General features: G+C 61.9%; 13 protein-coding genes, 1 tRNA gene and 2 rRNA genes (1 of these 16 cut by a window edge). 9 read left to right on the forward strand and 7 right to left on the reverse strand.

Going from position 1 to position 14,899, the window contains the following annotated elements:
* Window positions 1-61: 61 nt before the first annotated feature.
* Both NKJ28_RS02360 and NKJ28_RS02365 read right to left on the reverse strand, forming a co-directional pair.
* Complete coding sequence (locus NKJ28_RS02360; RefSeq protein WP_352633828.1) at window positions 62-1,378, reverse strand: ABC transporter substrate-binding protein; 1,317 nt, start codon at window positions 1,376-1,378, stop codon at window positions 62-64.
* A 359-nt stretch (window positions 1,379-1,737) separates the two neighbouring features.
* Window positions 1,738-2,433, reverse strand: coding sequence for a TetR/AcrR family transcriptional regulator (locus NKJ28_RS02365; RefSeq protein WP_502902160.1), 696 nt, complete (start codon window positions 2,431-2,433; stop codon window positions 1,738-1,740).
* 109 nt (window positions 2,434-2,542) lie between these two features.
* Between NKJ28_RS02365 and NKJ28_RS02370 the strand changes: the two genes are divergently transcribed.
* The 3 genes from NKJ28_RS02370 to NKJ28_RS02380 are packed head-to-tail and all read left to right on the forward strand — an operon-like array spanning window position 2,543 to window position 5,033.
* Window positions 2,543-3,739 (forward strand): Tm-1-like ATP-binding domain-containing protein, encoded by a 1,197-nt coding sequence (locus NKJ28_RS02370; RefSeq protein ID WP_352456828.1) that lies wholly within the window; start codon window positions 2,543-2,545, stop codon window positions 3,737-3,739.
* A gap of 11 nt (window positions 3,740-3,750) precedes the next feature.
* On the forward strand, window positions 3,751-4,590 hold the full coding sequence (locus tag NKJ28_RS02375) for a phosphoenolpyruvate hydrolase family protein (RefSeq protein WP_352456829.1): 840 nt from the start codon (window positions 3,751-3,753) through the stop codon (window positions 4,588-4,590).
* Between the two features lie 26 nt (window positions 4,591-4,616).
* Window positions 4,617-5,033, forward strand: a complete 417-nt coding sequence (locus NKJ28_RS02380; protein WP_352633830.1) for a cupin domain-containing protein — start codon at window positions 4,617-4,619, stop codon at window positions 5,031-5,033.
* Between the two features lie 2 nt (window positions 5,034-5,035).
* On the opposite strand, the gene NKJ28_RS02385 is transcribed toward NKJ28_RS02380, so the two are convergent.
* On the reverse strand, window positions 5,036-5,716 hold the full coding sequence (locus NKJ28_RS02385; protein WP_352620178.1) for a DUF4304 domain-containing protein: 681 nt from the start codon (window positions 5,714-5,716) through the stop codon (window positions 5,036-5,038).
* A gap of 51 nt (window positions 5,717-5,767) precedes the next feature.
* A complete protein-coding gene (locus tag NKJ28_RS02390) occupies window positions 5,768-6,985 on the reverse strand; it encodes a M24 family metallopeptidase (RefSeq protein WP_352633832.1) in 1,218 nt (405 codons plus the stop codon).
* A gap of 366 nt (window positions 6,986-7,351) precedes the next feature.
* On the opposite strand from NKJ28_RS02390, the gene NKJ28_RS02395 reads away from it, so the two are divergent.
* The 6 genes from NKJ28_RS02395 to NKJ28_RS02420 all read left to right on the forward strand — a co-directional run bounded on the left by NKJ28_RS02395 (window position 7,352) and on the right by NKJ28_RS02420 (window position 13,349).
* Window positions 7,352-8,962, forward strand: a complete 1,611-nt coding sequence (locus NKJ28_RS02395; RefSeq protein WP_352633834.1) for an ABC transporter substrate-binding protein — start codon at window positions 7,352-7,354, stop codon at window positions 8,960-8,962.
* Between the two features lie 287 nt (window positions 8,963-9,249).
* Complete coding sequence (locus NKJ28_RS02400) at window positions 9,250-10,236, forward strand: ABC transporter permease (RefSeq protein WP_352456834.1); 987 nt, start codon at window positions 9,250-9,252, stop codon at window positions 10,234-10,236.
* Window positions 10,233-11,063, forward strand: coding sequence for an ABC transporter permease (locus NKJ28_RS02405; RefSeq protein WP_352633836.1), 831 nt, complete (start codon window positions 10,233-10,235; stop codon window positions 11,061-11,063). The genes NKJ28_RS02400 and NKJ28_RS02405 overlap by 4 nt, the downstream gene beginning before the upstream one ends.
* On the forward strand, window positions 11,060-12,058 hold the full coding sequence (locus tag NKJ28_RS02410) for an ABC transporter ATP-binding protein (RefSeq protein ID WP_352633838.1): 999 nt from the start codon (window positions 11,060-11,062) through the stop codon (window positions 12,056-12,058). The genes NKJ28_RS02405 and NKJ28_RS02410 overlap by 4 nt, the downstream gene beginning before the upstream one ends.
* Entirely contained in the window at window positions 12,055-12,846 is a 792-nt protein-coding gene (locus tag NKJ28_RS02415; RefSeq protein ID WP_352633840.1) for an ATP-binding cassette domain-containing protein, read from the forward strand. Before NKJ28_RS02410 ends, NKJ28_RS02415 begins: the two co-directional genes overlap by 4 nt.
* Window positions 12,843-13,349, forward strand: coding sequence for an L-2-amino-thiazoline-4-carboxylic acid hydrolase (locus NKJ28_RS02420; RefSeq protein ID WP_352633842.1), 507 nt, complete (start codon window positions 12,843-12,845; stop codon window positions 13,347-13,349). The genes NKJ28_RS02415 and NKJ28_RS02420 overlap by 4 nt, the downstream gene beginning before the upstream one ends.
* Before the next feature lie 274 nt (window positions 13,350-13,623).
* Here NKJ28_RS02420 and NKJ28_RS02425 read toward each other — a convergent pair.
* From NKJ28_RS02425 to NKJ28_RS02435, 3 genes are all read right to left on the reverse strand, one after another.
* Window positions 13,624-13,700, reverse strand: a tRNA-Met gene (locus tag NKJ28_RS02425).
* Window positions 13,701-13,830: 130 nt separating this feature from the next.
* Window positions 13,831-13,945 (reverse strand): 5S ribosomal RNA (rrf, locus tag NKJ28_RS02430).
* A gap of 96 nt (window positions 13,946-14,041) precedes the next feature.
* Window positions 14,042-14,899, reverse strand: a 23S ribosomal RNA gene (locus tag NKJ28_RS02435); it runs 1,941 nt beyond the window's last position.

Here is a 14,899-nt window from a genome sequence, read left to right on the forward strand (position 1 = left end):
GTTCAAAAATCAGAAAAAGAAACGGAGGAGGCACGAACGCCCCCTCCGTGAAACTTCATACTTATTGGCCGCGGCCGTATTTCTTGAAGGTCGCGTTCCAGTCGGCTGCCAGTGCGTCCAGCGTCTCCTTGGCGGTGCCTTCGCCGCCGATCATGTAAGGATAGATGCGCTGGTTAAGCTGCTGCAGCAGTTCCGCGTATTCCGGAACCGCCCAGAAGTCCTTGACCTTGAACATGGTCTCGTAGAACGCCTTGTTGTAGGGCGTGGCGTTCTGGAATTCGGGCGACTTGAGCACGGCGGCACTGCAGGTGTAGCCGCCGAGCGCTGCCCATTTCTTCTGGGTCTCGTCCTTGATGAACCATTCCAGGAACTTCGTCGCCTCTTCCTGCTTCTGCGAGTAGGAAACGATGGAGATGCCCTGACCGCCGAGTGCGGCGAACTGGTCGCCGCCAGGTCCGGCTGGATTGGCGAAGAAGCCGGTGTTCTTGGCGTTCGGGTTCGACGCCTCGTTGATCAACGAGGGGAAGAACGCGAAGTAGTTCATGCTCATCGCGGCCAGGTTTTCAGTGATCGCCTGGTTGTCCTCGACGAAGAACGACTTGGCCCAGCCCGGAGGCGTGAACTTGTAGAGTTCCTTGTAGGCGTCGAGCGCCGCGATCGCCTTGTCGGAGTTGATGAAGCCATCGACCTTGTAGGTCTTATAGTCACCCAGCTCGCCGCCGAAGGAGAACAGCGCGTTTTCGAAGCCCATCGCCATCGCGTCATAGGAATTGTCGGTGTAGATGGCGATGCCGTATTTTTTCTGGTCCGGCCGGTAGAAGAATTCGGCGATGTCGCGTAGCGCCTTGAAATCCTTCGGCACGTCGAGATCGTAGCCATACTTGGCCTTGAAGGCTTCCTTTTCCTTGGGGTCTTCGAACCAGTCCTTGCGATAGGACCAGCCGACGGCGTCGCCTTCGAGCGGAATGGCCCAGTACTTGCTGCTGCCGCCCGGATATTCGGCATAGTATTTCACCGTGGCCGGTGCCATCACTTCACCGACCTTGTGCTTGTTGAAGAACTCGGTCAGGTCGACATAGTGGCCACCGGTCGAGCCGGCACCGAGCCATTGCGAGTCGCCGACGACCATATCGTAGGCGTCGCCATGGGCGTTGAACTCGGTGAAGGCCTTGGTCTGGAAGTCGGGCCACGGTGTGGTTTCCACCGTGATCTTGACGCCGGTTTCCTTCTCGTACTCGTTGCCGAGTTCCTGCAGGTAATTGGCCGGATCCCATTCCGCCCAGAAGATTGTAAGTTCCTTTTCCTGCGCGTAGACGGACGTTCCGCAGGTGAGCACTAGGCCGATACCAGCAAGCAAGCTGGTCATTGTCTTGCGCATAATGATTTCCTCCCTTGTGCGCATTCTACCGCGTCATGCGAGCCGGCGGCGAGGCCGGCCCTGGTAGTCCTCCCGTGACGGCACCGTTCCGGTTTTTGAGCCTCCTCGTTCGACCGAAACGGATCTTAGCCTTCACCCTTTGATCCGCTTTATTTGTCCTGATCTGGTATTACCAATTTCAGACGAACGTCAAGCTCTTTCTTGGACGGTGGCGGACACGCAGACAAGTTGGTTTCTGCGATATCTGTCTGTTTTCCCTGAATTTTCCTACTCCTTGATACATAAGTGCCTTGCTTAGGCCGCTGCATCGCTAGTAGCACAAATGGTCAGGTTGAAAATCTGGTCGAACCAGATTGGCCTCATCTAACGGCCCTCGTCGGCGCGATCTCGTCACCTTCAGCCATCGATTCCGTCACCGCCGCACGCACCAGTGCGCCGGCCGCCCATTGCGCAACCGACATCGTACTGCGGCTATCCAATCCCCATATATCCTTTAAAACGATCAGCACCTCAACACCGAAGATCAATGACAGCGCCTGCGCGAGCCGCTTGAATTCGCGCGGCGGCAACCGGCCTTTGAGTGGCGCGATCGCATCTTTCAAAAGATCGACGCGATGGCCGCGCGTGAAGGCAGGTTCGCCGTCAAGCGTGCCTGCCTGTCGCTGCGCCCACTGGTCGAGCGACAGTTTCAGCGCCGCCTTGAACGTCGCTTCGAAGACCTCGATGCGCGGCATGGCGGTCTCGAACAGCTCGGCGACCCGGCGCTCGGGATCGGCAGAGCTCGATTTCCACGTAAGGATCGGCCCAAGCCCCTCATCGACCACCGCCTGCACCAACGCCGCCTGGCTCGGAAAATACCGATAGGCGGTGGCGCGCGAGACCTCCGCTGCCTCCGCCACCTCGCTGACGGAGGGCGTGGCGCCCGCCTGCATCAGCTTTGTCGCCGTCTCCAGCATGAGACGCCTGGTGCGCGCGCGGGCCCCGCGCTCTACCTGGGGGTTCGGCCCTTGGCTGGCATCGTCGTCCATTGCCGCTTGTTGACGTGAGACATTCATGTCAATACGATACGCGTGTCTCAAAAAATTGCAATGGCCCTTCGCGCCGTCGAACGGCCGGGCAAAAAGGGGCGGCAGCGCCGAGCACGCCCAAGACCGGGGAAACGCGATGAAGCGCATCTATGTGGTGGGCACCGCCGACACCAAGGGCGAGGAACTCGCATTTCTGGCCGATGCGGTCGCGGCTACCGGCGCTTCGATTGCCCGTGTCGACATCGGAACACGCGGCGCGACCGTGCCGGTCGATGTTTCGGCAGACGAGGTCGCCAGCCACCATTCCGAGGGTCGCAATGCCGTGCTCGGCGTCGACGATCGCGGCACCGCGGTGGCGGCGATGGCTGCCGCCTTTGCCCGGTTTGTCCAGTCGCGCAGCGATATTGCCGGGATTATCGGCATTGGCGGCGGTGGCGGCACCTCGATCATCACCGCAGGCATGCGCACGCTGCCGCTCGGTCTGCCCAAGATCATGGTTTCGACGTTGGCCTCGGGTGACACCGCGCCTTACGTCGACGTCTCCGACATCGTCATGATGCCGTCGGTGACCGACATGGCCGGCCTCAACCGGCTTTCGCGTGTCGTGCTGCACAATGCCGCCCAGGCGATATCAGGCATGGCGACAAAGCCGGCGCCGCCGCCCGAGGGCAAACCGTCGCTCGGCCTCACCATGTTCGGCGTCACCACGCCATGCGTGACCGCGATCGCCGATGAGCTTCGTTCGACTTATGACTGCATGGTCTTTCATGCCACCGGCACCGGCGGCCGCACCATGGAAAAATTGGCCGACAGCGGCCTGTTGTCAGGCGTCATCGACATCACAACGACCGAAGTCTGCGACTTGGTGCTTGGCGGCGTGCTGCCGGCGACCGAAGATCGCTTTGGCGCCATCGCCCGCACCGGGCTGCCTTATGTCGGCTCGGTCGGCGCGCTCGACATGGTCAATTTCTGGGCGCCGCCGACAATTCCGGAACGCTATCGCGGCCGGCTGTTCTATGAGCACAATCCAAACGTCACACTGATGCGCACCACTGCCGACGAAAGCAGAACGATCGGCGAATGGATCGGCACAAGGCTGAGCCTCTGCCAGGGTCCGGTTCGTTTCCTCATTCCGGAGAAAGGCGTGTCGGCGCTCGACATTGAAGGCGGCGCCTTCTTCGACCCTGAAGCCGATGCCGCTTTGTTCGAGGCGATCGAGCGTACCATCAAACCCGCCAAAACGCGGCGCGTGCTGCGCCTGCCGCTTCATATCAACGACCCCGAATTCGCCTGGGCTGCCACAACGGCCTTCCTCGACATCGCCAGACAGTGAGACACCAAGACATGGCCGCCATACCGCGCAAGAAAATCCTGGAGAAATTCCGCAAGATGATCGCGGACGGCGTGCCGATCGTCGGCGGCGGTGCCGGCACCGGCCTGTCGGCCAAGGCAGAGGAAGCCGGCGGCATCGACCTGATCATCATCTACAATTCCGGCCGCTACCGCATGGCCGGGCGCGGCTCGGCCGCCGGCCTGCTCGCCTATGGCAACGCCAACGAGATCGTCAAGGAAATGGCCTACGAAGTGCTGCCGGTAGTGAAGAAGACGCCGGTGCTGGCCGGCGTCAACGGCACCGATCCCTTCGTCATCATGCCGCTGCTTTTGGCCGAGTTGAAGACGATGGGCTTTTCCGGTGTGCAGAACTTTCCGACCATCGGCCTGTTCGACGGCCAGATGCGGCAGAGTTTTGAAGAAACCGGCATGGGCTTCGGGCTCGAGGTCGACATGATCGCCGAGGCTCACAAACTCGACCTGTTGACCACGCCCTATGTCTTCAACCCAGACGAGGCGCGCGCCATGACAACAGCTGGCGCCGACATCGTCGTCGCCCATATGGGGGTGACCACCGGCGGCTCGATTGGCGCGACATCGGCTAAATCGCTGGACGACTGTGTGAGCGAGATCGACGCCATCGCCAAAGCGGCACGCTCAGTGCGCGAGGATATGATCCTGCTTTGCCATGGCGGGCCGATCTCGATGCCGGACGACGCCAGATATATTCTCGAGCGCTGCAAGGGCCTACACGGGTTCTATGGCGCCAGTTCGATGGAGCGGCTGCCGGCGGAAGCCTCGATCGCCAGGCAGACGGCGGATTTCAAGGCCGTTACGTTCGGCGCTGCGTAGAGACCAGCAAAAAGAAGGGTGGGACGATGACCGACAACAGCAAGGTATTCGTATATCCAAAAGACGTCAGCGCCTTCGGCTTCGACTGGGGCAGGCTGTCGCTGACGGTCGCTCCCGAAGTGAACGGCGCAAAGCGATTTTCCGGTGGTGTCGTCGACCTACCGTCAGGCAAAGGCCATACGCGTCATAACCATCCGGGTGCGGAGGAGATCATCTTTGTCATCTCAGGCAATGGCGAGCAGATGGTCGAAGACGAGAAAGGCAACCCGGTCGTCGAGAAAGTCGGCCCCGGCTGCACCATCTATGTGCCGGAAAGCCGCTTCCACTCGACGCTCAATACCGGCGACGGGCCGATGCAGCTTTTCGTCGTCTATTCGCCGACCGGGCCGGAACTGGCGTTGCGGGAGTTGCCGGATTTCAGGTTGATCCCGCCGGGCAGATAATGTCAGAGGCTGAGGCCAATCTTCATCGCACGAGCGACCCTTGCTAGGTTGTTAGTATCGCTCCCCAGAGCGAGCCTATCCGGCAAAGTGGGGACATCGCGCTCTGATCGGAAAGCATCCGGCGAAGGTAAGCGCGCCACCCAATAGGACAAACAGTTTTCCGCTGCCTCTGGACCAAGCTGCCAGAGTACAAATCGAACAGCATTTTCAGGGAACATGAAGCCCGGAACTTCAGAACATGCGACCTGTTCGGCTAGTTTGCGCGGAACGTCGAAACGTTCGAAGAGCGGCAGGACAGTCGTTTGGATGTTGGCAACGATGTTCGCGATTTCAGCCTGGCGGGTATGCGGGTTTGCGATGTTCCATGTCCGCCAATGATGCGGGGTTCGCAAATTGCCAAGCTGTCCACCGGCGACCCAATCGCTGGCACTGGCGGGCCAAGCGCTTCGCTCGTCCCACTCCTTTATTGCCTTGCTGTAGACCGACGCATGCACGACGAGTTCGACGTACTCGCCGCCGACGTTCAGATAGTTTGATTGAAAGGAGATTTTGAATACCCAGTCGCCGGCCCGACGACTCGCATGAGGACCGCTTTTCGCAAAGCGGAACCCAATCGGTTCGAACTCCATGGAGATCTGCTCGCACCCGTCGATAAAGACCTGCTTGGGCAGTTCGCGTTCCATATCGGCAAATGCTCGCTGGCGTGACCAATTATTTGCTCGGACGAGGTAATCTCAAGAACGGGCTAGGTAACCAGCGCCTAAGCCGCCCCCGCCCCTGTTCCAGCCCCGGCCCCGATCGCCGAACATGACGTAACCGGCATCGGTCACCGCCACCGTGTCCTCCAGCTTGATGAAGCCGCGCGTCGGGTGGAGCATGGTCGTCTCGACCGAAAGCACCATGTTCTTCTCCAGCGGCTTTGCGGCATAGGTGCCTTCATAGGTCACCGGATGGTTGGTCATCAGGAACGGCGCTTCATGCGTGATCAGCCCCATGCCATGCGCGAAGAAATCAGTATAGGCCGCAACCTTGGATTTCTTCAGAACGCCTTCGGCACGAGAAATCATGTCACCGCCCAGCGTGCCCGCCTTGACCTTGGAGAAGGCCGCCTGCTGCACTGCCTCGATCTCGGCCAGCAGATCCTCGAGTTCGGCGTCAGGGTCGCCCAGCACGCCCATGCGGCAAAGATCGCCGATATAGCCGTGGTAGTTGCCGCCGGAATCGATCGACATCACCTCGCCCTTCCTCCACGCCTGCGGCGAGGCGGCGCGGTTGTGGCTGGAGCCTAGCGTCAACAGGCAATATTCGAAATGCGCGCCGCGATTGGTCTCCTCGCGCCTGAGCTGTTCGATGATCTCGCTCTTGGTCGTGCCTTCGCGTGCCCAGCCGATGGTCGCCAGCATGGAATCGGTGATCAGCTCCGAAGCGATGCGCAGCTTTTCCAGCTCCGCCTCGGTTTTGATTGCCCGCATGCGCTCCAGCATATCAGTCGCATCGATCAGCTTGGCATCCGGCAGCGCGTTGCGGATCAGCATATAGGCGTCGGACGGCAGGAAGGCGGGCTCGATGCCGATGCGGGCATTGCCCTTGCCGATCTTTCGCAAATGCTCGACCGCCAGATTGGCGGCATCGAGCGTACCCCAGCAGGCGGCATGCAGTGTCGGCGTCCAGAACGGATGATTCTGGTGCTCGCCGCCTTCCATGCGGTTGCCGATATAGGCGGCATGCTCCGGCCCACCTTTCTCATAGACGACGACAGGCAGATAACGGCTGTGGCCGATTGCATCCATGGCGGCGAAGAAGATGAACTTGTAGCCGCCAAGCAGATATTGCGTGTTGTGCTTGGAGGTGGCGAGCAGCACGTCGATGCCGGCCTCCTCCATCAGCCCGTCCACCCTGGCCTGGTCGAACGGCACGCTGCCGACGGCATTCTTGCCCGGGGCAATGTTCATGTCTCTCTCCCTGAAATCCCTTAGCCGGCCGCTCGCCGGCACCGGCTTTTCCGGCTCTGAACCTCGGCTATGCTTAAATCTGCATCATTTTGCCCGATCTGGTCCAGCCAGAACGGGCGAACCAGCCCCAAAAGCTGCTCCACCTGCTGCACTTTACTCCAGTCTGGTCCTGCTAGAACCGCGCGTCGAACCGTTTTCTGTACAACTGGTCCAGCGGACGGAAATTTCAAAGCCACGTAGAGATGCGCCAATTCCGTCTTTGGCGAAACCCCGCACAAGGCCCATAATCAGCTTTGCAGGATGCTTACGAGCGTCCGAGGGGTACGGCGGACCCGGCCGGGTCCGCGGAGAGGACGGAGTTCGATCATGCCAGAGTTCACCATTTCCAGACGTACAATGCTGGCCGGTTCGGCATTGCTGTTGGCCTCCACCGCCATGCCGACGATCGGCTCGGCGCAGACGCCGAGAAAGGGCGGACGACTGGTTGTCGCCGCCGATTCCGAGCCGCGCAATCTCAATCCGGCGATTGTCGCCTCGAACGGCGTCTTCTTCATCTCGAGCAAGATCGTGGAAACCTTGGCCGAGGCCTCCTTCGGCGGCAAGGACGGGCTCGATCCGCGCCTGGCGCTCAGCTGGGAAGGTGCCGCCGACGGCCTGTCGGTTACGTTCAAACTGCGCGAGGGCGTCAAATGGCATGATGGGAAGCCATTCACCTCAGCCGATGTCGCCTTCTCGGCGCTGCAGGTCTGGAAGCCGCTGCAGAATCTCGGCCGCACCGTGTTCAAGGATCTGGAGGCGGTCGACACGCCGGACGAAACCACCGCCGTGTTCAAATTCGCCAAGCCGACACCGTTCCAGCTGATCCGCAACGCCTTGCCGGCGCTGAGCAGCGTGGTGCCCAAGCACATCTACGAGACCGGAAAGATCGAGGATAACCCGGCCAACAACGCCCCTGTCGGCACCGGACCGTTCAAATTTGCCGAACACAAGCCCGGCGAATATTACCGGCTGGAGAAGAACACCGACTATTGGGGCAAGGACGAGCCCTATCTCGACGAGATCATCTATCAGGTGCTGCCGGACCGCACGTCGGCGGCCAGCGCCCTGGAAGCCGAAGAGATCCAGCTCGCCGCCTTCTCCGCCGTGCCCCTGGCCGATCTCGACCGCATCTCCAAAGTGCCCGGTCTCAAGGTGATCACCAAGGGTTATGAAGGGCTGACCTACCAGCTCGTCGTCGAGATCAATCATCGCCGCAAGGAGCTGGCCGACCTGAAAGTACGCCAGGCGATCGCTCACGCCATCGACAAGGATTTCGTCGTCAAGACGGTATTCCTTGGCTATGCCGCCACCGCCACTGGCCCGGTGCCGAAAAACGACCCGCAATTCTACACCGCCGACGTGCCGACCTACGCCTTCGACGTCGCCAAGGCCAACGCCTTGCTTGACGAGGCCGGCTACAGCCGGGGCGATGACGGCAAGCGCTTTTCACTGAGATTGCTGCCGGCGCCTTACTTCAACGAAACCAAGCAGTTCGGCGACTATCTGCGCCAGGCGCTCGCCGCCATCGGCATCGACGCCCAGCTGGTCAACAACGACTCGGCCGCGCATATCAAGGCGGTCTACACCGACCACGCCTTCGACCTCGCGGTCGGGCCGCCGGTGTTCCGCGGCGATCCGGCGATCTCGACCACCATCCTGGTGCAGAGCGGCATTCCCGACGGCGTGCCCTTCTCCAACCAGGGCGGCTACAAGAACGCCGAACTCGATGCCCTGATCGCCAAGGCATCGGAGACGCTCGACACCGCCGCCCGCACCGAACTCTACAAGGAGTTCGAGAGGAAAGTTGCCGCCGACCTGCCGCTGATCAACGTCGCCGAATGGAGTTTCATCAGCGTCGCCCGTGATACGGTCAACAACATCGCCAACAACCCGCGCTGGGCGGTATCGAACTGGGCGGACACTTGGCTGGAGGGGTAAGAAAGTCTCTCCAGACTTGCGCGCCGTTTGTGTGGGTGCTCAGCTTCAGCGATGAGAGCTTTTTCGCGCCCCCCTCTGTCCTGCCCTCTTTGCCACCACTTGGCATCTCCCCCACGAAGGGGAAGATCGGCTGTCATTGTCGCTTTCGCCAATCTCCAGCGTTGCAAGACGGCCGGCAACGCCGAAACTGCCAATCTCCCTCCTTGTGGGGGAGATGTCCGGCAGGACAGAGGGGGGCGCCGTAGAGGGCGGCACCGAAGACTTGGCTCTCCTATCGGCGTTGCGCCATGACCCGCGCCGTCATCCTCCTTCGCCGCCGTCTCGTCGGCAGCATCTTCGTGCTGCTGATTGTCGTCATCGGCACGTTCCTGTTGCTCGAAGCCGCTCCCGGCGACGCGGTCGATGCCTACATCGTCTCGACCGGAGGCGACGCCGGCATGATCGAGCTGTTGCGTCACCGCTGGGGGCTCGACCAGTCGGAGCTGACACGGCTCGCCAATTACCTTTGGGCGCTGCTGCATCTCGATCTCGGCCAATCGGTCACCTTTTCGCGGCCGATCCGCGATGTCATCCTCGAGCGCCTGCCCAACACGCTGCTGTTGATGGGCAGCGCCACCGCGCTCTCCTTCGGCCTCGGCTCGGCGCTCGGCATCTATGCCGGCGCCAGTCCCGGCAGCTTCCGCGATCGCTTCCTCTCCATCGGTTCGCTGGCGCTCTATGCCGTGCCGGGCTTCTGGCTCGGGCTTGTGCTGATCATTGTCTTCGCCGTCGACCTGCGCTGGTTTCCGATCGGCGGCATCGAGAGTATCGCCTCGGCCAAGACCGGCCTCGGTCGTGCCGCCGATATCGCCCGCCATCTCGTCCTGCCGGTTTCGGCGCTCGGCTTCATTTATCTCGCGCTCTATCTGCGCATGATGCGCGCCGGCATGGCCGAGGTGTGGCGACAGGACTTTGTGCTGGCCGCCCGCGCCAGGGGACTTTCCCGCCGCCGCATCGTGCTCGCCCATGTCGCCCGCAACGCACTGTTGCCGCTGGTCACCATGCTCGGCCTGCAATCCGCGCAGATGCTGGGCGGCAGCGTCGTGATCGAGAGCGTCTTTTCCGTGCCCGGCCTCGGCCGGCTGGCGCAGGAAGCGGTGGCCGCGCGGGATACCCCACTACTGCTCGGCATTATTCTCACCAGCGCTGTCCTGGTCGTCATTATCAACCTTCTCGTCGACATCGCCTACGTCTTCCTCGATCCGCGCGTCGGGGCCAGTGAGGCCAGCGCATGAGTCCACTTGCCCGCTTCCTGCGCACGCCGGAGGCTGTCGCCGGCGCGGTCATCCTGGCGGCGCTGTTTGCCATGGCGCTTGCTGCACCTTTGTTCTTTCCCGGCGATCCGCAGGCGATTGCCGGACCGGCATTGCTGCCGCTCTTCCAGGATTGGTCGCTGCCGCTCGGCACCGACCGGCTCGGCCGCGACGTGCTAGCCGAGCTCTTCCATGGCGCCCGTACCTCGCTGGCGGTCGGGCTGGCAGCAGCAGCCGCCGCCCTTGCCATCGGCGCCGTGATCGGCACCGTGGCCGGCTTTGCTGGCGGCCTTGTCGACGAGATGCTGATGCGCATCACCGACGCGTTCCAGACCGTCCCAGCCTTTCTGCTGGCTTTGGCTTTCGTCAGCATCGTCGGGCCGTCGCTCGGCGTCGTCGTCGCTGCGATCGCGCTGGGCGCCTGGATCGGACCGGCACGCGTGGCGCGGGCCGAAGTGCTGTCGATCCGCGAGCGCGATTTTGTTGCCGGCGCCCGCGTCATCGGCATGCATCCGCTGGAGATCGCCTTTCGCGAGGTGCTCCCCAATGCGCTGCCGCCGGTAATGGCTTTGTCGTCGGTGATCGTCGCCGCGGCGATTCTCACCGAAGCGGCATTGTCCTTTCTCGGCCTCGGCGATCCCAACCGGGTTACCTGGGGCGGCATGATCGCCGAAGGCCGCGCCGTGCTGCGCACCGCGCCCTTCCTGTCGATCATTCCGGGCGTAGCGCTCGTGCTCACCGTGCTCGGCGTCTATCTCGCCGGCGAAGGCGTCGTCGAGACCACGGCGATGAGGAGGAGCCTGTCGTGACGGCGCTTGCTTCGATCCGCAATCTGACGGTGACCTATCGCCGCGACGGCGCCGAGGTAGCGGCGCTGAAGAATGTCGGCTTCGACATCACCGCCGGCGAGCGCTTTGCCATCATCGGTGAAAGCGGTTCGGGCAAGAGCACGCTGGCGCTGGCCATTGCCGGCCTGCTGCCGGCCACCGCCAGGATCGAAGGCCGCATCGATTGGCTCTTGCGTCCGCCGCCAATGTTTGGTGCCAAGGCACCCCACTCTGTCCTGCCGGACATCTCCCCCTCAAGGGGGGAGATCGGTAGTTTCGCAGCCGGTTCCTTTCCGCCAGCTTCGGTGATTGGCGAAGGCAGAGATGAAAGCGCAATCTCCCCCCTTGAGGGGGAGATGTCCGGCAGGACAGAGGGGGGCGCGACAGAGCGCCGACCATTCGTCATTGCGACAAGCCACACCCCCATCGGCGGCCGCGATATCGGCTTCGTTTTCCAGGACCCATCCGCCAGTCTCGACCCGGTGATGCCAATCGGCAAGCAGATCGCGGAAGTCGCGTGCACTCATCTCGGCCTCAGTTGGCGAGACGCCTATGCCAAGGCAAAAACCCTGCTCGAGCGCGTCCGCCTGCCCGATCCGGACGCTGCCCTCTGCGCCTTTCCACACCAGCTCTCGGGCGGCCAGAAGCAGCGTGTCGCCATCGCCGCGGCGATCGCGGCCGGTCCGAGATTGCTGATCGCCGACGAGGCGACCAGCGCGCTGGATACGATCGTGCAGGCCGAGATCGTCGGGCTGATCCGGCGACTGGTGGCCGAGGACGGTATGACGCTGCTGTTCATCAGCCACGACATTGCGCTGGCCGCTGAGCTTGCAGAGCGCATCGCGGTGTTCCGGCATGGCGAGCTGCTCGAGCTCGGTTCGACAGCCCAAATCGTCAATGCGCCGCGTCACGCATACACTCGTGTGCTGCTTGACGCTCATCTCGGCCTCGACGCCGAGCCGCTGTTGCGAACATGACCGACCCGCTGCTCGCCGTTTCCGGCCTGACCAAACGATACAGTCGCAGCGGCAAGATCATCGCCGCGGTCGACGACGTTTCCTTCCACATCGACCCCGGCGAGACGCTGGCGCTGGCCGGACCTTCCGGCAGCGGCAAGTCGACGATAGCTCGTCTAGTGCTCCGGCTCATCGAAGTCGATACCGGCCGTATTGAATTTGAAGGCAGCGATTTCCTATCGCTGAACGGCGCTGCCTTGCGCGGCCGGCGCGCCCGTCTTCAGATGGTGTTTCAGGATCCGCTCGCCGCCTTGAACCCACGCGCCACAGTCGCCCGTGTGCTCGACGACCCCTTGCGCATCCATCACATTGCCTCTGGCCCCGAGCGCCCGCGCCATATTGCAGCTCTGCTGGAACGCGTCGGCCTCAGCCCCGGTCTCGCCGGCCGCGCCATTCACGAAATTTCCGGCGGCCAACGCCAGCGCGTTGCAATCGCCCGCGCCATCGCCACGAAACCGTCGCTGGTCGTGCTCGACGAGGCCGTGTCGGCGCTCGATGTTTCGGTGCGCGCGCAGATCCTGCAGCTGCTGCTTGACCTTCAACGCGAGGAACGCATCGCCTATCTGTTCATTTCGCACGATCTCGGTGTCGTCCGTGCCATCGCTCACCGGGTCACTATTCTGGAAGCCGGGCGCATTGCCGAGAGCGGCGATGCGCGCAGCGTAATCGACGCGCCGCAATCCGCGATCGGCAAGGCGCTGGTGGCGGCAGCGCCAAGACTGTCAAGGATCGAACGGGACGTATCATGACCGACGCCGAAGCCCGAGCCGAAACACTGTCGCGCGAACTCGATTCCGCCTTCCGCAACCGCGCCGATCTCTATCGTCTATTCCTCGACGAGCTAACCGCGGAGTTGGGCGCGGAAAAAGCCGAGGCGATCATGATCCGTATCATCGAACAACGCGGCAAGGAGGTTGCGGCGGCGGCCTTCGCCGATTTCGGCCCGAACGATGCACCGGCGATCGGCGAGGCGTTCCTCGCCGTCAGCCCGGATGGCGGCCGCATGTATCCGACCGACGTCGAACGCAGCCAAGGCCGCATCGCCTTCAAGGTCAAGCGCTGTCCGCTGAAGGACGCCTGGGTCGAAGCCGGCGTCGGCGACGAGAAGCTCGCCACGCTCTGCCGCATCGCCGGCGCCTTCGACCGCGGCCTGTTCGAGGCCACCGGAGTGCGCTTCGACAACGTCACCTGGACGCCGGGTCACGGTTCCGGCTGCTGCCACATCGCCTTGACCAACCGGGATGCCGGTTAGAGCTGCATCCATGCAGCACAGTTAGGTGCCGGCAGGACGTGGAACTCCGTCGCGGCGCGCGAGCTTCGGTGTTTGGCAGCACGCCCCAAAACAAAGAAACCCGGCGCCGTAAGGCTACCGGGGTTTTTGATGCTCGCATGCAAGGAATTTGGTTGCGGGGGCGGGACCTTCCTTGGTGTCTCGCTGTGCCTGCTTCGTGCGAGGCCTGACGGGGATCGAACCAATCGGCCAGCAAAACGAAAACGGCCCGCACAAGGCGGGCCGTTTTCGAATTTGGTTGCGGGGACAGGATTTGAACCTGTGACCTTCAGGTTATGAGCCTGACGAGCTACCGGGCTGCTCCACCCCGCGTCAACCCTAAAGGTAAGCCTTGGCTCACCGGATTCAAGCTTCCGCCAAATGAAAGGGCCGCTTTCGCGGCCCGGAGTCCCGTTGGCGGGCCTGTTCGTAAGGAGAAGATTAAACAACGTGCGCTTGGCAGACCTGGCAGCGACCTACTCTCCCGCGTCTTGAGACGAAGTACCATCAGCGCTGGAGCGTTTCACGGCCGAGTTCGGAATGGGATCGGGTGCAGCCGCTCCGCCATAACCACCAGGTCGGCAAAACGCACGTTGCTCGAGAAGCTGTTTTCTGTGCCATCCATCTCGGCGCAATCCAAGGATTGTCACCAGAAATGGGCATTAGGAATGAGAACGATCAAGCCGATCGAACTATTAGTACCGGTAAGCTTCAAGCGTTGCCGCTCTTCCACACCCGGCCTATCAACGTGGTCGTCTTCCACGGTTCTCAGGGAATACTCGTTTTAAGGTGGGTTTCCCGCTTAGATGCCTTCAGCGGTTATCCCGTCCGGATATAGCTACCCTGCTATGCGGCTGGCGCCACAACAGGTCCACCAGAGATCCGTCCATCCCGGTCCTCTCGTACTAGGGACAGATCCTTTCAATATTCCTACACCCACGGCAGATAGGGACCGAACTGTCTCACGACGTTCTGAACCCAACTCACGTACCGCTTTAAATGGCGAACAGCCATACCCTTGGGACCTGCTCCAGCCCCAGGATGCGATGAGTCGACATCGAGGTGCCAAACAACCCCGTCGATATGGACTCTTGGGGGTCATCAGCCTGTTATCCCCGGCGTACCTTTTATCCGTTGAGCGATGGCCCTTCCACGCGGGACCACCGGATCACTATGACCGACTTTCGTCTCTGCTCGACTTGTCAGTCTCGCAGTCAGGCAGGCTTATGCCATTGCACTCAGCGAACGATTTCCGACCGTTCTGAGCCCACCATCGCGCGCCTCCGTTACTCTTTAGGAGGCGACCGCCCCAGTCAAACTACCCACCATACATTGTCCCGGACCCGGATAACGGGCCGCGGTTAGACATCCATAGTGATAAGGGTGGTATTTCAAGGGTGGCTCCACCTGAGCTGGCGCCCAGGTTTCAAAGCCTACCACCTATCCTACACATGCCACTACGAATGCCAATGTAAAGCTATAGTAAAGGTGCACGGGGTCTTTCCGTCTAACCGCAGGAACCCCGCATCTTC

This window comes from Mesorhizobium sp. M0145, assembly GCF_040322355.1.
Taxonomy (GTDB): Bacteria; Pseudomonadota; Alphaproteobacteria; order Rhizobiales; family Rhizobiaceae; genus Mesorhizobium.